Origin of the sequence: Hufsiella ginkgonis (assembly GCF_009834915.1) — a bacterium.
Taxonomy (GTDB): Bacteria; Bacteroidota; Bacteroidia; order Sphingobacteriales; family Sphingobacteriaceae; genus Hufsiella; species Hufsiella ginkgonis.
Window position 1 is genome coordinate 168,530 of sequence record NZ_WVHS01000005.1, and the last position, 23,840, is coordinate 192,369.

General features: G+C 50.6%; 23 protein-coding genes. 3 read left to right on the plus strand and 20 right to left on the minus strand.

The genetic code is table 11. From position 1 onward, the window contains the following. Positions 1–156 precede the first annotated feature (156 nt). Positions 157–1,641, plus strand: coding sequence for a lipopolysaccharide biosynthesis protein (locus GS398_RS19505; RefSeq protein ID WP_160908500.1), 1,485 nt, complete (start codon positions 157–159; stop codon positions 1,639–1,641). Positions 1,642–1,646: 5 nt separating this feature from the next. On the opposite strand, the gene GS398_RS22350 is transcribed toward GS398_RS19505, so the two are convergent. The 3 genes from GS398_RS22350 to typA all read right to left on the minus strand — a co-directional run bounded on the left by GS398_RS22350 (position 1,647) and on the right by typA (position 5,242). Then, on the minus strand, positions 1,647–2,450 hold the full coding sequence (locus GS398_RS22350) for a class I SAM-dependent methyltransferase (RefSeq protein WP_202406143.1): 804 nt from the start codon (positions 2,448–2,450) through the stop codon (positions 1,647–1,649). A 44-nt stretch (positions 2,451–2,494) separates the two neighbouring features. Then, entirely contained in the window at positions 2,495–3,355 is an 861-nt protein-coding gene (locus GS398_RS19515) for a glycosyltransferase (RefSeq protein WP_160908501.1), read from the minus strand. A gap of 75 nt (positions 3,356–3,430) precedes the next feature. After that, positions 3,431–5,242 carry a translational GTPase TypA gene (gene typA / locus GS398_RS19520; protein ID WP_160908502.1) on the minus strand — a complete coding sequence of 604 codons (1,812 nt, stop codon included), beginning with the start codon at positions 5,240–5,242 and terminating at the stop codon, positions 3,431–3,433. A gap of 164 nt (positions 5,243–5,406) precedes the next feature. Here typA and GS398_RS19525 point away from each other — a divergent pair, with 164 nt between their 5' ends. After that, complete coding sequence (locus GS398_RS19525; protein WP_160908503.1) at positions 5,407–5,565, plus strand: FeoB-associated Cys-rich membrane protein; 159 nt, start codon at positions 5,407–5,409, stop codon at positions 5,563–5,565. Here GS398_RS19525 and ispF read toward each other — a convergent pair. Beyond that, entirely contained in the window at positions 5,562–6,056 is a 495-nt protein-coding gene (ispF, locus tag GS398_RS19530; protein ID WP_160908504.1) for a 2-C-methyl-D-erythritol 2,4-cyclodiphosphate synthase, read from the minus strand. The genes GS398_RS19525 and ispF overlap by 4 nt on opposite strands. Beyond that, positions 6,053–7,258, minus strand: coding sequence for a type IX secretion system outer membrane channel protein PorV (gene porV, locus GS398_RS19535; RefSeq protein WP_160908505.1), 1,206 nt, complete (start codon positions 7,256–7,258; stop codon positions 6,053–6,055). Before porV ends, ispF begins: the two co-directional genes overlap by 4 nt. A gap of 347 nt (positions 7,259–7,605) precedes the next feature. Between porV and GS398_RS19540 the strand changes: the two genes are divergently transcribed. Next, positions 7,606–9,267, plus strand: coding sequence for an SUMF1/EgtB/PvdO family nonheme iron enzyme (locus tag GS398_RS19540; protein WP_160908506.1), 1,662 nt, complete (start codon positions 7,606–7,608; stop codon positions 9,265–9,267). An 87-nt stretch (positions 9,268–9,354) separates the two neighbouring features. On the opposite strand, the gene GS398_RS22595 is transcribed toward GS398_RS19540, so the two are convergent. From GS398_RS22595 to nuoF, 15 genes are all read right to left on the minus strand, one after another. After that, complete coding sequence (locus GS398_RS22595) at positions 9,355–9,855, minus strand: acyl-CoA carboxylase biotin carboxyl carrier protein subunit (protein WP_160908507.1); 501 nt, start codon at positions 9,853–9,855, stop codon at positions 9,355–9,357. 4 nt (positions 9,856–9,859) lie between these two features. Further along, entirely contained in the window at positions 9,860–10,507 is a 648-nt protein-coding gene (locus GS398_RS19550) for a DUF4159 domain-containing protein (RefSeq protein WP_160908508.1), read from the minus strand. Then, positions 10,504–11,220 (minus strand): 16S rRNA (uracil(1498)-N(3))-methyltransferase, encoded by a 717-nt coding sequence (locus GS398_RS19555; RefSeq protein ID WP_160908509.1) that lies wholly within the window; start codon positions 11,218–11,220, stop codon positions 10,504–10,506. The genes GS398_RS19550 and GS398_RS19555 overlap by 4 nt, the downstream gene beginning before the upstream one ends. A 6-nt stretch (positions 11,221–11,226) precedes the next feature. After that, entirely contained in the window at positions 11,227–12,561 is a 1,335-nt protein-coding gene (locus GS398_RS19560; protein ID WP_160908510.1) for a hemolysin family protein, read from the minus strand. Next, a complete protein-coding gene (locus GS398_RS19565; RefSeq protein ID WP_160908511.1) occupies positions 12,548–13,105 on the minus strand; it encodes an inorganic diphosphatase in 558 nt (185 codons plus the stop codon). The genes GS398_RS19560 and GS398_RS19565 overlap by 14 nt, the downstream gene beginning before the upstream one ends. Positions 13,106–13,118: 13 nt before the next feature. Beyond that, entirely contained in the window at positions 13,119–13,766 is a 648-nt protein-coding gene (locus GS398_RS19570) for a DedA family protein (RefSeq protein ID WP_160908715.1), read from the minus strand. A gap of 166 nt (positions 13,767–13,932) precedes the next feature. After that, complete coding sequence (locus tag GS398_RS19575) at positions 13,933–15,321, minus strand: NADH-quinone oxidoreductase subunit N (protein ID WP_160908512.1); 1,389 nt, start codon at positions 15,319–15,321, stop codon at positions 13,933–13,935. A gap of 3 nt (positions 15,322–15,324) precedes the next feature. Continuing rightward, entirely contained in the window at positions 15,325–16,797 is a 1,473-nt protein-coding gene (locus tag GS398_RS19580) for a complex I subunit 4 family protein (protein ID WP_202406144.1), read from the minus strand. Continuing rightward, the gene (gene nuoL, locus GS398_RS19585; protein WP_160908513.1) at positions 16,797–18,707 is read right to left on the minus strand and encodes an NADH-quinone oxidoreductase subunit L; all 1,911 of its coding nucleotides are present in this window, start codon (positions 18,705–18,707) and stop codon (positions 16,797–16,799) included. Before nuoL ends, GS398_RS19580 begins: the two co-directional genes overlap by 1 nt. A 181-nt stretch (positions 18,708–18,888) precedes the next feature. After that, the gene (gene nuoK, locus GS398_RS19590; RefSeq protein WP_160908514.1) at positions 18,889–19,218 is read right to left on the minus strand and encodes an NADH-quinone oxidoreductase subunit NuoK; all 330 of its coding nucleotides are present in this window, start codon (positions 19,216–19,218) and stop codon (positions 18,889–18,891) included. After that, on the minus strand, positions 19,218–19,727 hold the full coding sequence (locus GS398_RS19595; protein WP_202406145.1) for an NADH-quinone oxidoreductase subunit J family protein: 510 nt from the start codon (positions 19,725–19,727) through the stop codon (positions 19,218–19,220). Before GS398_RS19595 ends, nuoK begins: the two co-directional genes overlap by 1 nt. Positions 19,728–19,804: 77 nt before the next feature. Then, positions 19,805–20,311, minus strand: a complete 507-nt coding sequence (locus GS398_RS19600; protein ID WP_160908515.1) for a NuoI/complex I 23 kDa subunit family protein — start codon at positions 20,309–20,311, stop codon at positions 19,805–19,807. 39 nt (positions 20,312–20,350) lie between these two features. Further along, positions 20,351–21,409: an NADH-quinone oxidoreductase subunit NuoH gene (gene nuoH / locus GS398_RS19605; RefSeq protein WP_160908718.1), complete on the minus strand. Its 1,059-nt coding sequence runs from the start codon at positions 21,407–21,409 to the stop codon at positions 20,351–20,353. 17 nt (positions 21,410–21,426) lie between these two features. Continuing rightward, positions 21,427–22,431: an NADH-quinone oxidoreductase subunit G gene (locus tag GS398_RS19610; protein WP_160908516.1), complete on the minus strand. Its 1,005-nt coding sequence runs from the start codon at positions 22,429–22,431 to the stop codon at positions 21,427–21,429. Between the two features lie 47 nt (positions 22,432–22,478). Further along, positions 22,479–23,840 carry an NADH-quinone oxidoreductase subunit NuoF gene (gene nuoF / locus GS398_RS19615; protein ID WP_160908517.1) on the minus strand — a complete coding sequence of 454 codons (1,362 nt, stop codon included), beginning with the start codon at positions 23,838–23,840 and terminating at the stop codon, positions 22,479–22,481.

The window sequence follows — 23,840 nt, forward strand, 5'->3', positions numbered from 1 at the left end:
CGATGTTAGCGGATACCAGGGCCATACCAGCCAGAAATCAAGTGCTTCTGCATTTCCAACCTATTAGCCAGTAAAGATGCATCTTTTCGTTAAAAAACCGGTACGCGGTTTAACAGGTTATATTTTTTTATGTTTGCCACCTGTAACTTTACGTGAATGGGGATCATCCAGCAACAAACCATTAAAGGTTCTATTTACTCGTACCTGGGCATTTTTGTTGGGTTTATTACCACTTTCCTGGTACAGCCGCACGCCATTTCTACCGAGGAAGTGGGGTTAATCGGTTTATTAGGCCCTTATTCGCTCATGTTCGCGCAATTCGCTTCACTTGGGTTTAACGGTACCGTGCGCTACTTTCCGTATTTCAGAAGTGAAGAAAATAAACACCATGGATACCTATTCCTATCGTGTATGGTGGCCATGGTGGGAATGACGATTTTTGTGCTGCTCGCCTGGATCTTTAAAGAAGAGATCATAAGCCAAAAGTCACAACGGTCTACCCTCATTAGCCGGTACTACTGGTACCTCGTGCCGCTAACTTTCTTTACGCTGTTCTTCAATGTGTTTAACCTGTACGCCCGCATGTTATTTAACGTAATTACGGGCACGGTGCTAAGCGAGTTCGTAAAGCGGTTGCTGGTGCTGGTACCTTTCTTCCTTATCTATTTTAAGCTGATCGATTTCGACGTATTTATGGTCTTGTGGCTGGTGGCAAACATTCTCCCAACGATATTGCTAATGCACAAGCTGATCCGCGACAACCAGTTTCACCTGGCTCCCAACTTTAAATTCCTTCAGCCGGAAATGGTCAAAAAACTCGTTGGGATCTCCGTGTTTGCCATGATCACCGGTTATGCGCCATTGCTGCTGCAGAACGTAGACACCTACTTTGTCAATAAGGAATACGGGCTCTCGGAAACCGGGGTTTACGTTATCGCGTTCTTTATGGCCAATGTGATCGGTGTTCCCTCGCGCGCGCTTAGCAATATCGCTTTCACGATCGTTGCAGAAGCATGGAAGAGCGAAGACCGGCCAAAGATCAGCGAGCTGTATGCAAAAAGCTGTATCAACCAGCTGATCAGCGTCCTGTTCCTGTTTCTCCTGATCTGGGCGAACATCGATCATGTGTTTAAATTCCTCGGTCCGGAATACAGTGCCGGCAAGTACGTGGTTTTTTTTATCGGTATCGGCTGTTTTATCGACTCGGCTACAGGAATCAATGCCATCGTGATCGGTACGTCGAAATATTTCAAGTATGACTCCTACTTTTACGTGTTGTTGGTAGGCATTACCATTGTACTTAATATACTCCTGATCCCCATATACGGGATCACCGGCGCGGCCATCGCATATGCCATCGCGATGGCGATCTTTAATTTAGGCAGGTACCTCTTTGTACTGCTGGTTTTTAACATGCAGCCGTTTACCTACAAAAGTCCGCTGGCCATTTTGGTTGGTGTGGTGATTTATTACCTGGCGATCTATTGCGTCCCCGGCGATCAGATGAATTGGTTCTTAAACGGATTCCTTCGCTGCGCGCTGATCACCTTACTGTATGGCCCGGCGATTTATTTCCTGAAGATCTCGGTAGATATTAACAGGTTCGTGGATAAATACCTGGGAGTGCGTGCTGCGTCCTGACAGGATTAATTTTTCACCCCAACGATCGTGAGGTGATGCGGGAAAGAAGCGTCGGTTAACACTACTTTCAGCTCCAGGTAAGCGAAGATCCGCCGCAGCAGCGCCAGGTCATATACATGCTGGTGTAAACAACGGTTATCGATATTATGCAGCGAGCGTTCTCTAAACCCGGCCTGGTCTTTCACGCCGGCATCGCGCGTAAAGTCGTGCAGGGCGCAGATCTCCTCGAGGTGGGTAAGATCATCTTCGCCGGTATTGTTCCGGTAATCTTCCAGCAGGTGTTCGAAACGGGTTATGGGCCGTTTATGATCGAAGGTATACCGCGAATCTGGCAGGATCATGGTAATGGAACCGCCTGGTTTGAGTACCCGCAGCCATTCTTTCAACGCCTTAAGGGGATTAGCGATGTGTTCGAGGCTATGGCTCGACAAGATAAAATCATATGAAGCCGATGCGATTGGTGCCAGGTCGATGGCATCCAGGATATATTGGTGACCGATCGCGTGATCACCGGTACGATAGGTCATGCCTTCCTGGATGGTATTTTCCCACACGGTGTTGTTGCTGAAGTTGCTCCCATCGATCTGCTTCGCCAGCGGGTAAAGCGGAATGTATCCCTTTGCGCCAAAAATGGGACTGGGTCCGCCGATCTCGAGTCCTTTTTTCTCCTTATAAAGCGGCTTTAGCCGGCCGAACGAGCCGATCCGTGTATGAAATTTGGAAGCAAGGTATTGTGCTAAACGCGAAGGAGTTTTTGCCAGCCTGGCCATGTAACCGATCTCGTAGCTTAGCTTTTCTCTAAAAGTCATGGGTGCAATTTTCTAAAGCAAAGATAGAAGATAAACCTGAAGCGCTATGCTTTTAACCGGCCGGTACGACCCCATAGGTAGTGTAGCAACCCCTTTAACATATACTGCAGTTTGCCCGCCTTCATGTTTTCGTAAAAAAGCACATGCCGCAGGTCGCGGAAAAGGCTTTTGAACACCGCGTAGCAAAACTTCGGGTAGCGGCGCAGGTACCTGGAGATGATGATCAGCTTGTTACGGGTAATATAATAGCGCCTGGTCTTATTGTAATTCAGCGCCGTTACCTGTTTACCGGTAACGGAAGTATGCGGCGATGCATTGCCGAGATTATGCTGCAGGTGCGCCCGGTTATATCGCAGCACCTTGAATTTCCCGGTGTTGAGGCGCAGGCAATAATCCCAGTCTACGGCGTCGATAAAGTAACGTTCATCATACCCCCCCGTCCTTTCCCACGCGTACAGGCTTACCAGGTTACCGGAGGTCATGATCGTCAGCACCTCATCTACTTCCGCAACGGGCTCGACGGAGATCTTTGTATGGTGAAAAGGTGATACCAGGCCGGTAGCAACCGGGTCCTGCCTTAAGGTAAAATCAAGCAATTTTATGAAAGCACCGGTTTCAAACCGGCTGTCCTGGTCCATGGTGAGCAGCCAGGCGGCCCTGTTGTCCAAGGCAAACCTTGCGGCAGCATTTAACGCAGCCGCGATGCCGTCGTTCGATCCGTTATGCAGGTATTTACAGTTGGGGAAATCCCGCAGCGACGCCACTATCGCCTCATCGGGGTGCGGGGAGTTATCCACCACGTACAGGCGGTTCAGCTCACCTGCATAGGACCGTATGTTATCAACAACCGGACCCTCCGGGTGAAATAAAACGACTACGCCTTCGACCTTGGTTTGCTGGATCATGGAAGGGTAAAGGTAGAAAACAGGGAATAGAGTACAGGTAATTGCCTGTTTCTATTCCCTAAAAAACTTTATCTCCTATTGCGACTGGAACCTCTTCGCGTTGATCTTCCTTTCGTTCTCATTCAGGTAGATCTTACGCAGGCGCATTGCCACAGGGGTGATTTCGATATATTCGTCGGCCTGGATGTACTCCATGGCTTCTTCCAGCGAGAACTTGATAGCCGGCGCAATACGCACGTTGGTATCACTTCCCGAAGCGCGCATGTTGGTTAACTGCTTGCCTTTGGTGAGGTTGATCACCAGGTCGTTATCACGGATGTGTTCGCCGAGTATCTGTCCTTCATAAATATCCACGCCAGGTTCAACGTGGAACCTGCCGCGGTCCTGCAGCTTATCGATCGCGAAGGCGGTAGTTTTACCAGAATCCATCGATACCAATACCCCGTTCAGGCGGCCGGGAATCGTACCCTTCCACGGTTCGTACGCTTTAAAACGATGTGCCATGATGGCTTCGCCGCCAGTGGCGGTAAGCACGTTATTGCGCAGGCCGATAATGCCGCGGGCCGGGATATCAAACTCCAGGTGCTGCAGATCGCCTTTAGGCTCCATTACCAGCAGGTCGCCTTTGCGTGCGGTTACCAGCTCGATCACCTTCCCGGCAACATCACCCGGTACGTCTACGATCAGGGTTTCTACCGGTTCACATTTCACGCCGTCGATCTCCTTGATAATTACCTGCGGCTGACCCACCTGCAGCTCGTAACCTTCGCGACGCATAGTTTCGATCAGTACCGACAAATGCAGGATGCCTCGACCGTACACCAGGTAAGAATCCGGCGATTCGGTTTCTACGACCTTCAACGCGAGGTTTTTCTCTGTTTCCTTGTACAAGCGGTCGCGTAAGTGACGCGAAGTCACAAACTTTCCCTCTTTACCAAAGAACGGGGACGTATTAATGGTGAACAGCATGTTCATGGTCGGCTCATCAATTTTGATGACCGCCAGCTGTTCCGGTTTGTCAAAATCAGCGATGGTATCGCCGATATCGAAGCCTTCGATACCTACCACGGCACAGATATCTCCTGAGCTTACCTCAGATGCACGTACCTTTCCAAGCCCCTCGAAAGTATAAAGTTCCTTGATCCTCGATTTCTGGATGGTACCGTCGCGTTTTACCAGCGATACCGGCATATTTTCGCGGATGGTGCCACGGGCCACGCGGCCTACGGCAATACGGCCCACGAACGAGGAGTAATCCAGCGACGTGATCTGCATCTGCAGGGTGCCTTCCGATACCGGCGCGGGAGGGATAGTGGCCAGGATGGTATCCATCAGCGGGAAAATATCGGTAGTAGGTTGTTTCCAGTCGGTGCTCATCCAGCCTTGTTTCGAAGAACCGTAGATCACCGGGAAATCCAGCTGGTCTTCTGTCGCTTCGAGGTTAAAGAACAGCTCGAAGATCTGTTCGTACACTTCTTCCGGGCGGCAGTTCTCCTTATCGACCTTATTCACCACCACGATCGGCTTCAAGCCAAGTGCCAGCGCTTTCTGGGTTACGAAGCGCGTTTGAGGCATAGCGCCTTCAAAAGCGTCGCAAAGCAGCAGCACGCCGTCGGCCATCTTCAGTACACGTTCCACTTCACCGCCAAAGTCGGCGTGGCCCGGTGTATCTATGATGTTGATCTTAACATCTTTATAGCGTACCGAAACATTCTTGGATACGATGGTGATCCCGCGTTCACGCTCAAGGTCGTTATTATCTAATATAAGCTCGCCTGTTTCCTGGTTGTCCCTGAAAATGGCACAGCTATGTAAAATTTTATCAACCAATGTGGTTTTACCGTGGTCAACGTGCGCAATAATTGCGATATTCCGAATCTTCTGCATGAAATGCCTTCTAAATTTGGCGCAAAGGTACGGTTTATTTTTGAAACTTAGGGGTCGGTGGTCAGTTTCGGGTGTAGCCTTAAAGAAAGCGAGCTAACGCCGATAACTGGCTGCTACCAACAATTTGTTTCCTAAAACCGCGTTAATAACTAGATTTGTATTCCATGAACTACCAGCTCATTATCGTTTTCCTTATTTTCGCGGCGGCGCTGTTTTACCTGGGCCGCATGATCGTAAAAAGCCTGAAGCCTTCCGGCAAGGGATGTGGCGGAAATTGCAAATGCGGGGTTGATTTTTCGGGGATTGAAACCCCGGAACGCTAATAGGCGTTAGTTAGCGTCTTTTGGATCAGGCATACCGCATAAGCTACCACCCCCTCTTCACGCCCGATAAAACCCATCTTTTCGTTAGTGGTGGCCTTTATCGAAATATCGTCTTCATCAATTCCTGCCGCTTTCGCGATGTTTTGTTTCATGGCAGGAACATGCGGGTTTAGTTTCGGCGCTTCCAGGCAGATCATGGCATCGATATTCCCTACCGTCCATCCTTTTTGTGCGAGTAAACTGATGCATTCCTGCAGCAGGATAAGGCTGCTGATCCCTTTCCATCGGTCGTCTGTATTCGGGAAATGGTAACCGATATCGCGCAGGTTGGCAGCCCCAAGCAAGGCATCGCAGATTGCGTGCACAAGCACATCGGCATCCGAATGGCCGTATGCGCCCGAAGCATGTTCCAGTTTTACACCGCCCATGATAAACGGGTGGCCTTCTTTAAGCTGGTGCACATCGAAACCAAAACCGACTCTTATTTTCAACGGCCTTCCTGTTTGGTTTTGAAGTTAAATACGAGGGAGAAGCGCAGCGTATTGGCCAGGGGACTATTCTTCTGGCTCGCCACCGTGTAGGCAAAATCGAGGTTAAATACGTTATACCGCAAACCCGCGCCGAGAGTCAGGTATTGGCGGTCGCCCTTATCAGGGTTCTCATAAAAGTAACCAGACCTGACGGCGAATTGCTTATTGTACCAATATTCGAGGCCGGCCGAATAGCTGATCTCCTGCAGTTCCTCTTTAAGACCACCCGGGGCATCGCCGAAAGAGCTGAAAATAGCAGCGGGGACAGACAGGCTTGAAGGGTCGCGTCCCTGCACGATATAGACCTGGTTATTGGCGTCCAGCCCGTAAACCGGCGGCGAGGGAACAAGCAGTTTATTCAGGTCGAGTGCAAAGGTAAGCTCATTCATGGCATCGGGGTAGATCGTGGCAGCCCCCCCCAGTTTAAAATTCGTTGGCAGGAACACTTTATTGCCATTTTCTACATAGCTGATCTTGTTACCGATATTAGAAATGTTCAGCCCGGTGCTGATGCGTGCATCTTTGCCAAACAGCACGGTACCCTTGCGGTAATACCCGGAAATATCAGCAGCGAGTGCGGTGCCGGCCTTGGTATCCTGCCCGCTGGAGAATTGCCCGTTCGACAAGTTGGAGTAGATGAACCTGAAAGCCGTTCCCAGGGAGAAATTCTCCCCGAACTTCCTGGCGAAGGTGCCGTCGAGCGCCAGTTCGCTTGGGCTATAGGTACCCAGGTCGTTGCGGTTAACGTCGATCAGCTGGATCTGGCCAAGCGAGAAAAAGCGCAGTGACATGCCCACGGTGTTGCGGTCGTCGAGCCGGTGGTAAGCAGAGAAATAAGATAAGCTGATATCCGGCACCAATTTCTGCAGCCATGGGCTATAGGAAAGGGAAACCCCGTTCTTATTCTCCATAAACGCCAGCTTGGAGGGGTTCCAGTGAACTGAATTCGCATCGGCCGAGAGGGCCACGCCCACATCGCCCATGGCGCCTGAACGCGCATCGGGAGCAATTAACAGAAACGGAACACCGGTATTGATGATCCGGGTACCTTCCCGGCCATCGGTTGTAGTGCCACCACCGCCTACCTGTCCATACGCAGCAGCCCCGGAGATTGAAAACAACACCTCGAAAAAGAAACGGAGCGGCAACCTTTTAAAACTCATACAGTCCTGATTAGGGCAAATGCTGGAAGCTTAGCGCAAAAAACGTTCCGTTCCGCAGAATATCCCCATTATGTCTCACAATATTATTGAAAATATCTTATCTTTTTTCGTCAAATAATTAATTTGACTCGCCGCACATATTCCATGTTCTTCTCAGAAAAAAAATCATTATTGGCGCATACCTTTCAACCTTTTTATACGTTCATACGTAGAATCAATAGCTACCTAACGGGTTTCGACGATCTATGGTATCATTCCGGCGCAATTTACGGAATTATACCAGATCGCCCCCGGGTGGATATGTGGATTCAATTTCTTAACTTAGCAAATTAATGCTTTACAACTAGATGAAAAGGATATCGATACTATTTACTGCAGGATTTTTGGCATTAGGCATCGGGTTCGCAGGCTGTAAAAAAGGTGTAGCGCCCAGGAAAGGCAGCTCTTCGAAAACCGGTATGTCGTACAACAATAAGTATAACGGCGGATTCCAGCCATCCAGCAATAAAATAAAGCCGGGACCAGGACCGGGCCTTATTACGATAGAGGGCGGTACCTATGTGATGGGCGGAAGCTTAAACCAGGACCTCACTTACGAATACGATAACCTGCGCAGGAAAGTGACCATCGCCTCCTTTTACATGGACGAAACAGAAGTCTCTAACGTAGATTGGCTCGAATACCTGTATTGGATCAAGAATAATTTCCCCCAGGATAAAGAATATTATTACAATGCCCTCCCGGATACGCTGGTATGGAGACGCCCGCTCTCTTATAATGAGCCGTACGTGAACAATTACCTCCGTCACCCGGGATTCCAGGATTATCCTGTAGTAGGCGTTACCTGGGAGCAGGCTAACGACTATTCTGAATGGCGTACCGACCGCGTAAACGAAGAGATCCTTCGCAGCCGCGGATTTATGAAGACCTATAAGGAAATGGCAGGTGGCGGAGCGCCAAGCGGAACCACCGTGGTGAATGCCGGTGCCAAGGAGCCTTTCAATACCGATATCTATCTTAACGGACAGATCCGCGAGCAGGACGGCAAAAAGCTGCCAAAAGACCTGAACCCGAACTCAAGCAACACGGGCGGCACCGCCGGCGCTAAACCTGTGCGGCCAATCCGTATGGAAGACGGCGTACTTAAACAAGCGTACCGCCTGCCCACGGAAGCCGAATGGGAATACGCTGCGCTTGCCCTCGCCGGTAATACCGAATATGAAAACATCGCCGACGGCAAGATCTATCCATGGAATGGCCTCGGCGTACGTTCACCCAAAAAGAAAACGCAGGGGATGATCCTCGCCAACTTTAAACGTTCAGGTGGTGATAACATGGGTGTGGGTGGTTTCCTGAATGATAAAGCCGAATTCACCGCTTCGGTGAGAGAGTTTATGCCAAATGATTTCGGCTTATACAACATGGCGGGCAATGTGAACGAGTGGGTGGCCGATGTTTACCGAAAGCTATCGTTCGAGGATTTTGAAGACTTTAACCCTTTCCGTGGTAACGTTTACGTAAATAAACGGCTTGCAGATAAAGACAACTTCCAGTACGCCAAAGACAAATATGGCCGCCCGATCAAGGATGCGGCGCCATCCGGCAAGAAACAGAAATGGAGCGAAATAAACGCCACCACGCCCGACAGTGCGGGTAACGTTCCGGCCGCAGCGACTACGCCTGCTGCTACTACTGCGCAGCCTGCCCCGGGCATTGCCGGGAAAGCGTACAACAACGACTTCAGAGGGCACCTCGACACCGTGAATAACCAGCTTTATGGGATCACCACCCTGGTTAACGATCGATCTAGGGTATATAAAGGTGGTTCATGGAACGACCGTGCTTATTGGCTCAACCCTGCCACACGCCGCTTCCTGCAACAGGATGAAAGCAGCGCAGAGATCGGTTTCCGCTGTGCGATGGACAGGATCGGCGCCTCCGAGATCAGCTCTAAAGGAAAGCCGCAGTTTAAACAACCGAAATCAAAGGCAATGCAAAAAGCGAAATAACTGGCTGTAACGCACAATACTTAATAAAAAGCCCGTCAGGTTTATACCAGGACGGGCTTTTTGTTGTGTTACGCGTTATTCCCGGTATTAAAGGAAGGCGACCAGTACCTGGTTTTTTTCTACTTTATCGCCCAATGCCATCTTTACAGATCTGACGGTTGCGCTTACGGGCGATTTGATAATGTTTTCCATCTTCATCGCTTCCAGCGTGAAGAGATTATCACCGGCGGAAATCACATCCCCCTCCTTTACAAACACCTGCAATACGAGTCCTGGCATCGGCGCCTTTATTTCGCTTACCCTGGGGGCGCTGGCGATGTCGATTCCAAGGCGAAGCAGCAATTCACTAAAACGGTCCTTTATAGACATCTCGTAATTATTCCCGTTAATCCGCACAGTGCAACGCATCTCCTTCGGACAGAACTCCAGTACTTCGGCCAGGTACGACTTATTGCCGGATAAGATATGGTAGGAAGACGGCCCGACCTTACTGAGGCTGGTGGCAGATTCTCCGCCATTTACCGACACCTGTGCGCGTAAGAACGCGACTTCGAATGTTTCCTGCTGATTTACCGTTACCTTGTACATGCTGCTATTGCGTCATGGCGTATTGCACGAGGTTAGCACCCATTTTCAGGGCCTTCTGCCGCGTTTCTTCCGTATCACCGCTATAAGTGCCCAGGTCTTCCCATCCGTTTCCAAGATCGCATTCAAAAGAATAAAAGCACACCACGCGCCCTTTAAATATCAGTGCAAAGCCTTGTGGCCGCTTGCCGTCATGCTCGTGGATCTTCGGCAGGCCGTTAAACTTATATTTTTGGTTATACAGCGGGTGATCCGGCGGCAGTTCCACGAACTCGAGCTCAGGGAAAACCTTTTTCATCTGCGGCCTGATAAACTTATCGAGCCCGTAATTATCATCGATATGCAGGAAACCGCCGGCGGTCAGGTATTTCCGGACGTTTGCCGCCTCCTGGTCTGAGAAGATGATGTTTCCATGTCCCGTTAAAAAGATGAACGGGTAGTTGAATATCTCCGTACTTCCGGCCTCTACGATGGATTCTTCGGAGTCGAAATTTGTGCCGAGATTCTTATTGCAATACTTAATCAGGTTAGGTAATGCGGTGCGGTCGCCGTACCAGTCGCCGCCGCCGTTGTACTTTACCTTTGCCATCTTATAGGAAGGCGGTTGAAATCCGAATAAGGAGAAAAGCAATACCAGGGTAGCCAGGCGTTTCATGATCTGTTAAGGTAGTTAATTTCAAAACAAGCTTCGAGCGCAGCGGTTTCGGTCCGCAGGCGGCTATTTCCAAGTGAGATGGGCAGGTACCCGGCAAGGGCGGCTTTCTGTACCTCGGCAACGGAAAAATCTCCTTCAGGCCCGATCAGCACCGTGTACCTTCCGTTCGGCCTTACTTGTTCCCGGAGTACCAACCGTTGGGTATCCATACAATGTGCTATAAACGACTGTCCTTCGCGGCCGGCCGCCACGAAACTACCGAATTTAACCGGCTCGTTCAGTTTAGGAAGATAGGCTTTTAAGGATTGTTTCATTGCCGATATGATCACTTTAAGCAGGCGCTGCGTTTTTACCTCCCGCCGTTCCGAGCGATCGCAGATCAGGGGAGTGATCTCATCGATCCCGATCTCCGTCGCTTTCTCCAGGAACCACTCCAACCGCTCGATATTCTTGGTTGGCGCCACTGCAATATGAAGATAATGATTTCTTTTCTCAAAGGAGCGCTGCACGCTTAACAATTTCAATACAGTAGCCTTAGGTTCCGGCCGGTCGATCTGTGCCGTATACCAGCCCCCTTCACCGTCGGCAAGGAAAACTTCGTCGCCCGCCGCTAAACGAAGCACGCGTACTGCATGTTTGCTTTCTTCTTCATTGAGAATATAGGCATCCCCGGGCTGCCGCATCTGTACGCCGGGTGTGTAGAAAATATGCATAGCGCTTTACCGAAGGTCTTCGACGTCTTCTTTGTTGATGATGAGCTCCAGCTTTACCGCTTCGATGTTCTGTTCGGTCTTTTTCAGCACGGTGAAGATATAGCCATAGAAGCTTTTTCGTTCACCCACGTCAGGGATTTTGCCGAAGATATCACTGATCAGGCCTGAAAGCGTGTCGTAGTCGCCGTCTTCCGGCAGGTCGTGCGGCAAGTACTCGTTAATGTCGTAAATGCTCGAGGAAGCGTTTACGATGAACTCGTTCTCGGAGGAGCGCTCTACGATCGGCTTCTCCTCGTCGTACTCATCCTGGATCTCGCCAACAATCTCTTCAACGATGTCTTCCAGCGTAACCATGCCTGCGGTACCGCCAAATTCGTCGAGCACAATGGCGATCTGGATCCGTTTAAGCTGCAGCTCGTTAAGCAGGTCGTTGATCCGTTTGGTCTCCGGAACGAAGTATGGTGTGCGGATGATCTCTTTCAGCACCAGCTCTTTGTTGGATACCAGCAGGGGTAAGATATCCTTCGCGTGTACGATCCCAACAATCTTGTCGATGGTTTCATCGTACACCGGCACGCGCGAATAACCCTCCTTTACCAGCAGGTCCAGTAATTCGGCTGCGGTGGTATTGATTTCCACACCGGAGATCTTGGTCCTGGGGACCATGATATTTTTAACCACACGCTCATTGAAATCAAACACGTTCTTAATAAGCTCATGTTCGGTGGTATCGAGGGCGCCGCTTTCCTTACCCTGGTCGAGCAGGTACTGCAGCTCTTCGGAGCTATGGTGTGCTTCGTGACCGTCGATCGACTTGATGCCGAACAGCTTAAGCACCAGGTTCGCCAGTGTGTTCATTAACCAGATAAAAGGCTTGAACACTACATAAAAAAGCTGGAGCGGCAGCGAAATTCCCATGGTGATGGCCACAGGCCGCTGGATGGCCAGCGATTTAGGCGCCAGTTCACCGAATACGATATGCAATACGGTAATAATGGCGAAGGCAAGACCTGTAGCGATATTCTGAACCAGGCCTTCGGTAATCTCGACGTTAAACAGCCCGAAAATGTTGGCCACCACGTGCTCCATCACCTCCTCGCCAACGAAACCGAGGCCCAGGGAGGCGATGGTGATACCTAACTGCGTAGCTGCCAGGTAGCCATCCAAATGATGAGTGATATGCTTCGCTACTTTAGCAACCCGGCTTCCCGATTTGGCCTTGATCTCGATCTGCGAGCCGCGAACCTTTACGATAGCAAACTCCGCCGCCACGAAAAACCCGTTCAGAAATACAAGGAAAAAAGTGAGAAGTCCCGGGAGAAGTAAACTACTTTCTGCCATCTTCTGTGTTAATAAATGTCGTTTGGTAAAGCTCGAGGCTTTCCATAATCACTTTGTACGCATAGCGTTTACCCATCAGGTGCTCGATGGTTACGTTCTTATGCTCAAGTGCTTTATAGTCCTGGAAAAACCTCACGATCTCCTTCATAAAGTGCGGAGGCAATTCTTCGAGATCGTTGATATAGTTGACAGACATGTCATGCGCGGCCACGGCGATGATCTTGTCATCCTGCTCGCCGTTGTCGACCATGTGCATGACGCCCACCACTTTCGCCTCGATAATGGATAAAGGATACACGTCTACGGAGCAAAGCACCAGGATATCCAGCGGGTCATGATCGTCGCAGTATGTTCTGGGGATAAATCCGTAGTTAGCCGGATACATTACGGAAGAGAATAGTACCCGGTCCAGCTTTAACAGGCCGGTTTCCTTGTCGATTTCGTATTTAGCTTTCGAACCTTTGGGGATCTCTATGACGGCATTAACCGACGAAGGAATATCGCTGCCAGCTGAGAGGTCGTGCCACGGGTGATTTTTACTCATGTTTAATTTCGCTTTAGCTATCTTTTGTTATGTTGCCGGTTGCTCTTTTTTTAAAAAAGGCCAGGATGAGCGGAACGGCGGTTATCGCTATAAATCCAAAGATAATATACAGCAGGTAATCGTCTATTTCCTTCTCAAATCTCCGGCCAAGTAAGAAACCCAGCAAAGTTAAGGATGAAATCCACAGAATGGCCCCGGTAATATTATAAAATGCAAATTTTTTAAAGTCGAGTTGCACCACTCCCGCGAAAATAGGCGCAAAAGTGCGGACGATCGGGATGAACCTTCCCAGGATCAACGCAACCGCACCCTGTTTATGGTAATATTCTTCGGCGGCAATCAGGTACTTCTTTTTAAAGAAAAAGGAATCTTTACGCTGGTACAACAGCGGGCCGGTCCGCCTGCCAAACCAATATCCTACGAAATTCCCGGTCACAGCTGCCACGATAAGGCAAACGATGAGTATCGTGATGGATATGTTGAGCTTCCCGGTGGCGCTAAACATTCCGGCAAGGAATAGGAGGTAGTCGCCCGGGAGGAAGAAGCCGAAGAATAAACCTGTTTCTGCAAATACCACGAACAGGAGCAGGTAGAATCCGCCTTCCCTGAGCAACCTCTCGGGGTCGATAACTTGCTGGAGGTAATTCCAGATATCTTGCATCATTTATACTGGTAAATCTACGAATAAAATGCTTACAGCGGTACCCGGACGGAAGATTACCGAAACCTTGTCATCCCGGGCTTGTCGGGGTTAATACGATAAGCTTCGACAAGCTCAGCCCGGCAACGATATAGCGGGTGCTAAGAAGCCGGTACATCCTGCAGGTTTAAATCACGTTGGGAAGGAAAGCGGGCCAGATCCCGATCAGGATGGTGGCAACCACCGAAATAGCCAGTACCACTTTAAAATTAAGCGGAATCTCCAATTCAGCACGTTCTGCGTCTTTAAAATACATGGCCACGATCACACGGAAATAATAGAAGATACTGATCACCGCATTTATTACCGCAAGCACCACCAGCCAGGTATGCATGGACGACAGTGCGTTAGAGAACATAATAAACTTACCAATAAACCCGGCGGTAAGCGGGATACCGGCCAGCGATAGCATCGCCACCGTGAGCGTAAAGGCGAGAAACGGATTTTTACGACCCAGGCCGTTAAAGCTGTCGAACGAGTCGGAACCGGTATTTGCCTGCATCAGCACCAGGCCCGCAAAAGCGATGATGGAAGCCGCAGAATACGCAATAGCATATACAAAAACGCCGTAGCTTGCTTCGCTGCCAAGCGAAACGATGGCAAAAAGCATGTAACCCGCATGCGAGATGCTCGACCAGGCAAGCATCCGCTTAAAGTTGTTCTGGTACAACGCCGTGATATTCCCGGCGAACAGGGTAATGATGGTAATGACCAGGATCACCGGCATCCAGAAGTCGTGCAGCGGGTAAAAGCAGGTAGCGAACAACCGCAGGAACGCCGCGAAGCCGGCTGTTTTAACCACGGTGCTCATAAATGCGGTAATAAGAGAAGGCGAACCCTCGTAAACATCGGGTGTCCAGAAGTGAAACGGCGCCGCTCCCACTTTAAATGCCATGCCTACCGCCATTAACACCACGCCGGTATAAAACAGCGGCGAAATAGCCTGACCTGTCTGCAGGTTTGTTTCGAGGTGCATTTTGATGGCCTCGAGATCGAAGGAATGGGCAGCACCGTAGATCAGGGCCACACCAAACAACAGGAAGCCGGTAGAGAACGCGCCCATGAGGAAGTACTTAAGCGCAGCTTCGTTGGAGGCGAAATCCTGCTTGCGAATGCCCGCAAGTATGTACAGGCTTACCGACATGATCTCGATGCCGATAAACAACATGGTCATATTATGGTAGGAAACCATTACCAGTATCCCCGCCAGGGAAAAGAGAATGATGCTGTAATACTCGGCTACGTGATCGCTGATCTTTTCGAAATACCCTTTTGAAAGCAGCAGGATGAGCATGGTGGAAGTGATGGTGATCCCCGAAAAAGCCACAGCGAAATTGTCGTAGCTCATCATGTCGTTAAACGTGGGCCCGGTAAACACGTTCCAGTGGTTGATGGTAAAAAATAATGCCACCGCCAGGCCAAGCAGGGTAACAGGCAACAGCGCCTTGTTTGCTTTATACAAACCAAGGTACAGCACCAGCACCGCCAAAACAGATATTGTGATTAACGCATTCATTCTTTAAAATCTGACGACCTGTATCTTTGTATTCACCACATTTACCAGGTTAGTAATTGCGGCCTCCGAAAGGTGCATTAATGGTTTCGGGTACACACCGATCCCGATCACAAGGATCCCGATCAGCACAAAAACCGCGTACTCCGATCCGCTGATGTCTTTAAATACCAGTGTCCGTTCGTTGCTTACGCCCAGCATCATCTTCTGGAACATGCGCAACATATATACTGCCCCGAAAATGATGGTTAACCCCGCGATAATTCCCGCGTAAAGGTTGTATTGGTACACGCCCATCAGCAGTAAAAACTCACCGATAAAGCCGTTCGTGCCCGGAAGCGCAACGGAGCCCATCAGCACCACGAAAAAGGCGATGGCAAACTTAGGCGCGTTTTTGGCAATCCCGCCAAGGTCTTCAAGCTTGTCGGTGTTTAAACGGTCCAGGATAATATCGCATACAAAGAACAAACCGATCACATTGATCCCGTGGCTCAGCATCTGGATCATCGCACCCTGCAGGCCCTGTACGTTCCAGGCGAAAATACCCGCGGAAATAAGGCCGACGTGCGCGATGGAAGAGTAAGCGATCAGCCGCTTGCTGTTCTTTTGGGTGAAGGCGATAAGGGAAGCGTAAACGATCCCGATAATGGAAAGCACGATGGCTGTTTGTCCCCAATGTGCAAAACCGAGCGGCGCCACCGGGATAAGCCACCTGATCACCCCGTATACGCCCATCTTAAGCATGATGCCAGAAAGCAGCATAGTGCCGGCCGTGGGTGCGGAGCTGTACGTATCCGGCTGCCAGGTATGGAAAGGGAACACCGGCATCTTGATGGCAAATGCCACGAAGAAAGCCCAAAAGATCCACCCTTGTGTTTGCGGATCCAGATCGAGCGCGTAGATCGCGTCGATATCGTACATCTTTCCCGGGGTTTGCATCGCCAGGTAGATAATGGCGATCAGCATCAGCAAGCTCCCAGCCATGGTATAAATAAAGAACTTAAGATTTACGCGGATGCGGTTCTCTCCTCCCCAAAGTGCGCAGATAAAATAGATCGGGATCAGTGCGGCTTCCCATCCCACGTAAAACAGGAACGCATCAAGGGCCGTGAAAACTACCAGCATGCCGCTCTGCATGAACAGGATGAGCGCATAAAATGCAGCTGCGTTTTTATAGGTATGCTTAAAAGTGGCCAGGATAATAACCGGCACGAGGAAGTTGGTAAGCAACACCATCAGCAGGCTGATACCGTCGACCCCAGCCTTAAACTTTATACCCATCGGGTAGATCCACCAGTAATCGAAGCCGAACTGAGGGGTAATTACATCCGGGTTGAAACAACAAACCATGCGTGCGGTAACAGCCAGTGAAAGCAGCGACCATACCAGCGCCACGGTTTTCGCCACCAGCGATTTGCCCAGGAATGGCATGAGGATGGCTCCTGTTAACGGTAAAAGTATGAGAAGCAATAGTTCCATTATATCTTGATAAAACTGTACACCAGGATGGCCAGGATTCCGATCACCATCATGAAAATATAGAATCCGATATTCCCGGTTTGCAATAAGCGAAGGCCCTTGCTGGTTTCAACGGTACCTTTTCCGAGGCCGTTCACCAAACCGTCGATGCCCGTTTTGTCGACTACGCTGAACAGGAAGCCGGAGACCGCGTCCAGCGGTTTGCGGATAAGGGCGTCATAAAACTCGTCGATGTAGAACTTATGGTAGGAAAGCTTCGCGAAGAAACTGCGGGGCCCGAAATCCGGTGCGGGTACATGGCCGCTTTTACCGTAGCGGAAATAAGCGATCACCAGCGATACCAGCGCACCGCCTACGGAGATCGCCATCAGCATAAACTCCGTGGCATGATCCATAGGTTCGCCATGCGCTGCCGAAGCGGTGCTTGCCGCGAACACGGGACTTAAAAACTCATGCAACCATTGGCTGCCTCCAAGCGCTTCGGGAACATTCAATAAACCGCCGGCAACCGAAAGAATGGCCAGGATGACCAGCGGGATCGTCATAGACGACGGTGATTCGTGCGCGTGGTGTTCCTGCTCGTGCGTTCCCCTGAATTTCCCGCTGAAAGTGAGGAACAACATGCGGAACATATAAAATGAGGTAAGCATGGCGCCGATCACCCCTAACACCCACAGCAGTTTATTATGCTCGTAAGCATGGGCCAGGATCTCGTCCTTTGAAAAGAACCCGGAAAACGGCGGCAATCCGGCTATCGCGATGGTGCCGGCAAGCATGGTCCAGAAGGTAACAGGCAGTTTCGATCTGAGCCCGCCCATTAACCGCATATCCTGCTCGTTGCTCATGCCGTGGATCACCGATCCGGCGCCAAGGAATAACAGGGCCTTGAAAAAGGCGTGCGTAATAACGTGAAAGAATGAACCGGTAAAGGCGCCGACGCCTAAACCCAGGAACATATAACCCAGCTGAGAAACGGTAGAGTAGGCCAGTACTTTCTTAATATCCGTTTGTGTGATGGCGATCGCGGCAGCCAGGAGCGCCGTAACGATCCCAATGACGGCCACGATATCCAGCGTATAGGGAGCCAGCGTAAATAAGATGTTAGAGCGGGCGATCATATAGATCCCGGCAGTAACCATGGTGGCGGCGTGGATCAGCGCCGAAACAGGTGTCGGGCCGGCCATCGCATCGGGTAACCAGGTAAACAACGGCACCTGTGCCGATTTCCCGGTTGCGCCGACAAAAAGGAGGATGGTAATGAGTGTCAGCATACCCGCCCCTATTCCCGGACCGTCCGCTTTGCTGAATACTTCTGTAAACTCGATGCTTCCGAAAGTAGTAAAAATGAGGAATACCGCGATGAGGAAACCAAGGTCGCCGATACGATTCATGACAAACGCTTTTTTTGCCGCCGATGCGTAAGCGGAATTGGTAAACCAGAACCCGATCAGCAGGTACGAGCACAAGCCCACACCTTCCCAGCCGATAAACATCACTACGTAATTAGAGCCCAATACCAGGAGCAGCATGAAAAAGATGAAAAGGTTCAGGTATGCGAAAAACTTCGCGAAACCTGCATCATAGTGCATATAACCGGTGGAATACACATGAATAAGGAACCCGATGCCGGTAATGATCAGCAGCATGATGGCGCTAAGCCCATCGACCTGGAAAGAGAAAGGAACCTTAAAGTTCCCGGCCTGGATCCAGTCGAACAGCGGGATGACGTGTGCGGCCTGAGGCGATGAATGAAGCTCATTAAAGATCAGCACACTGATGATAAACGATCCGAGCACCACTGCCGAGCCAATAAAACCGAGGACGCCTTTGGATAAAACATTTCTGCCGAGGCCGTTGACCAAAAACCCGATCAATGGTAATAAAGGAACTAACCAGACTAACGCTATCATCTCTGTGGTACGTTATACTTGCCACTTGCTATGGCGACCCCGAAATTACTGACCGGCTGATTTCCTGTCAGGCTGAGCTTGCCGGAGCTTACCTGACCGGTTTCCGGCAGACCCGGGTTGACAAGATCACTTAATAAACGGATACTCATAAAACGTTCTATGTTTAAAATCATCATCGATCTTACCATTTCAGCCGGTTCATCACGTTGATATCGATGGTATTGGTGTTGCGGTAGATCATCACGATGATCGCCAGCCCCACCGCCACTTCGGCTGCCGCCAGCGCCATGATAAAAAATACAAATACTTGTCCCGCAGGATCATTGCTGAAAGCCGAAAAAGCGGTTAACAGCAGGTTTACGGCGTTAAGCATCAGTTCTACCGACATAAAGATCACGATGGCATTCCTGCGGATGAGTACGCCCGTAACGCCGATCGAGAAAATGATGGCGCTCAGCAAGATGTAGTGATTCAGCGGAACGCCCTGTATGGTTTTTACGATATCTTGCATTATATTTCCCTGGGTTCGCGTTTAGCAAGTAATACAGCGCCGACCATTGCCGAGAGCAGCAACAGCGAAGACACTTCAAATGGCAGCAGGAAATCGTGGAACAACACCTGCCCGAGATTTTTCACCAGGCCGAGATTTGGTCGCTGTACTACTTCCTCATGTGCGCCGGCCGGTAAAAAGCCCGACCCTTTGAGCGCGCCCGCCAGTGTTACCAGCAGGCACATCCCGGCAACGATCCCCGCGATCTTCATCAGCGACGATTTTACAGGCTCACTGTTAACGTTCAGGTCCAGCAGCATCAGTACATATAAGAACAGTACCATAATGGCCCCCATGTACACGATAAAATTCACGATCGCCAGGAACTGCGCATTTAACAGCACATAGTGAATGGTGAAAGTGAAAAACGTAATAATAAGGTATATCACACTGTGGACCGGGTTCTTGGAGAAGATCACCAGCAGTGAAAAAAATATGGACAGGAAAGCTACTAGATAAAAAACAGCCATTAATATTTTCCGGTTAAACTCCGTTCAAACGGCGCAAAGGTATCATTCTGAGCGCAATTTCTGAACAGGTTTTTGATTTATGCGTTTACGCCTTCTATTGTCTTTTCTACCAACTTGTCTTTTCCGTAAATAAAATCCTTGCGGAGATAATCAGCGGGAACGATCGGGCCATCGAGGTAGATCGCTTCCTTCGGGCAGGCCTCTTCACACAATCCGCAGAAAATACAACGGAGCATGTTGATCTCGTAAACCGCGGCATATTTCTCCTCGCGGTACAGGTGTTCCTCGCCTTTTTTCCGCTCTGCGGAGATCATCGTGATGGCTTCTGCCGGGCATGACAAAGCACATAATCCGCAGGCGGTACACCGCTCCCTACCCTGCTCGTCTCTTTTCAGCGAATGCATGCCCCTCCAGTTTTCGGAGAACTCGCGCTGCACTTCAGGATAAAAAACCGTTTCCTTTTTCCTGAACATGTGCATAAAGGTAATGCTCATGCCTTTAACGATCGCCGGGAGGTACATACGCTCCAGCAAGGTCATCGGCTTTTGTTCGAGTACTTTCTTTTTATTAGTTAATGATTCCATAACCACACTTCAATCCTCCGGGGAGGGGTTAACAGTCAATTAAAAATAGGTCGCCTTTACGGTCATCCATAGGCCGGTCGCCACAATATTGGCAATGGCAAGCGGGATGAGCACTTTCCATCCCAGGTTCATCAGTTGGTCATAACGGAAACGCGGAACTGTCCAGCGTACCCACATGAAGAAGAAGATGAAGAAGAATATTTTACCCAGCAACGCCGCAACACCTACCAGTGGCCCCCAGGTCGGGCCGGCATGTTCCATCACCCAGTCCATCCCCGGGTAATTGTAACCGCCAAAATATAGGGTCGACATCACTGCCGACGATACGAACATGTTGATATACTCCGAGAACAGGTAAAAACCCAGTTTCATCGAGGAGTACTCGGTATGGTAACCGCCTACCAGTTCCGTCTCACATTCCGGAAGGTCAAATGGCGTACGGTTCGTTTCCGCGAAAGCGCAGACAAGGAAGATCAGGAAACCCAGGGGCTGCGAGAAAAAATTCCAGGAGAACCAACCCTCGTGCCAGAAACCATGCTGCTGGTTTGTGATGTCGCGGAGCGAAAGGCTCCCGGTCATCATCAATAAAGCGATGATGGAGAGCCCCATAGCGATCTCATAGCTGATATTCTGTGATGCGGCACGGATCGCGCCCATTAGCGAGTACTTGTTATTGGAAGCCCAGCCACCGATCATGATGCCGTAAACACCCAGCGAAACCACGCCGAAAATATAAAGTACGCCTACGTTGATATCGGTAACCTGCAGGTCTACGGTCCTCCCGAAAAGAACGATCGTATCTCCCCACGGGATCACCGCGCTCCCGATACACGCTGTCAGAATAGCCAGCGAGGGGCCTACGATGAACAGGAATTTGCTGGACTCGGCCGGAATGATCTCTTCTTTTAAAAACATCTTCACCCCATCCGCCAGCGGCTGCAGCATACCGCCCCAGCCGGCCCGGTTCGGCCCCACACGGTCCTGCAAAAACCCCGCGATCTTCCGCTCAGCCAGGGTAGAATACATCGCTACTACGAGGCTCAGCGCAAAGATCACTGTGATCAGCCCGAACTTCTCGAGAAAATAATACCCGTCTATAACAATTGCCAGTTTCATTAAAATTTAGTTGCGCGTTCGAATTGTTCTTTGTTAGCTTCCTGCAGCAATGCGTTATTTTGTACCACCGGCAATGGCCTGAGTGTTTCGTAATGATTGGCGGAGATCACCGAATTATTGGAAATGTTCCTTGGCCCCTCGATCACCCAGTCGCCGGTTTGCTTGGTATCAAAGCGGCAGGTATTGCAAATAAATTCTTCTGCCTCGCCGAACTGGTCCTTGCGGGCGGTCACGCGAAGCACATCAGCCCCCTTATACCAGAGTGTTACCTTACCGGAACAGGTAGGGCAATCGCGATGTGCGTCCACCGGCTTGGTAAACCAAACGCGGTTTTTGAACCGGAACGTACGGTCGGTTAATGCGCCTACAGGGCATACGTCTATCACGTTGCCCGAAAAATCGTTGTCGATCGCTTTCTCGATATAGGTCGAGATCTCTGAAGCATCGCCCCGGCCCAGCACCCCGTGAACACGGTTATTGGTGATCTGGTCGGCGGTATATACACAACGGTAACACAAAATACAGCGCGTCATATGCAGCTGGATCTTGTCGCCGATATCGATCCTGTCGAACGTGCGCCGCTCAAACTCGTAACGCGTCGCTTCAGAACCATGTTCAAAAGCCAGGTCCTGCAGGTGACATTCGCCCGCCTGGTCGCAGATCGGGCAATCCAGCGGGTGGTTTATCAGCAGGATCTCCACCACGCCTTTGCGCGCTTCCACCACTTCCGGGGAGGTAATGTTCTGTACCTCCATGCCATCCATCACATTCGTGCGGCAGGAAGCCACCAGTTTCGGCATCGGGCGCGGGTCTTTTTCAGAACCTTTGCTTACCTTCACCAAACAGGTACGGCATTTACCACCGCTTCCTTCCAGTTTCGAATAATAGCACATGGCCGGCGGCACCACGTCGCCCCCGATCTGCCTTGCGGCATTCAGGATGCTGATCCCCGGCTCTACCTCAACCGTTATTCCGTCTATTGTTACTTTAACCTTGTCGCTCATCGTTAAAGATTCCTAACTTTTAATTCTTTTCAATCGAACCGCTTACCTCAGGCAGGCTCCGCTACCGGCGGCAGCGGATCTGCGTAATGCGCCAGCCCGAAGTTTCTTTTTACCGCTTCCGCGGGATGGGTGATGTGCCATTCGAACTCATCGCGAAAATGCCGGATCGCACTCGCCACCGGCCAGGCAGCGGCATCGCCCAACGGGCAGATCGTATTGCCTTCGATCTTCCGGGAAACATCTACCAGCAGGTCGATATCGCTATATTTACCGTGACCGTACTCGATCCGGTGAAGCACCTTCTCCATCCATCCCGTACCTTCCCGGCAGGGCGAACATTGTCCGCAGCTTTCATGGTGGTAAAAGCGCGAGAAGTTCCAGGTGTTGCGCACCATACACTGGTCCTCGTCGAACGCGATAAATCCGCCCGATCCCATCATCGATCCGCTCACGAAACCGCCATCGGCTAAAGATTCGTAGCTCATGAGGCGTTTTTCGCCGTTCACCGTTTTCAGGATCAGGTTAGCGGGTAATACCGGCACGGAAGATCCGCCGGCAACCACCGCTTTCAGACGCTTGCCATTGGCGATACCACCGCAATACTCCTCTGAGTAGATAAATTCTTCTACCGGGAGGCCCAGCTCAATTTCATATACACCCGGCTTTGCAAGATTGCCTCCCGCCGAGATCAGCTTAGTTCCGGTGCTCCGGCCGATCCCGACTTTTGCATATTCTTCGCCGCCGTCGTTAATGATCGGTACAACGGCGGCAATGGACTCGACATTATTTACCACCGTAGGGCAGCCGTATAAACCGGAAATGGCGGGGAACGGCGGTTTGATCCTCGGGTTGCCTCTTTTCCCTTCCAGCGACTCGATCAGCGCCGTTTCTTCGCCGCAGATATAAGCGCCGCCGCCCGGCTGCACATACAGCTCGAGGTCATACCCCGAGCCCAGGATATTTTTGCCCAGGAAGCCAGCGTTTTTTGCTTCCGCGATGGCCCGTTCGAGGATACGGATCTGCGGCATCATCTCGCCGCGTACGTAGATATACGAAACAGCTGCACCCAGTGCGAAGCTGGAAACGATCATTCCTTCGATCAGCAGGTGCGGGATGTAAGTCATCAGGTAGCGGTCCTTAAACGTTCCCGGCTCAGATTCATCCGCATTACAAACCAGGTAACGTGCCTTGCCTTCCGGCTTTGCCAGGAAGCTCCACTTCATGCCGGTAGGGAACCCGGCGCCGCCACGTCCGCGCAGACCGGATTTCTTAACCTCCTCCACGATCGCTTCAGGCGACAATGTTTTGAGGGCTTTTTCCACCGCACGGTATCCGCCCTGCTGCCGGTACACATCGAACGTGTTGATGCCCGGCACATTAATATGTTCAAGTAGTAATTTGCGGCCCAT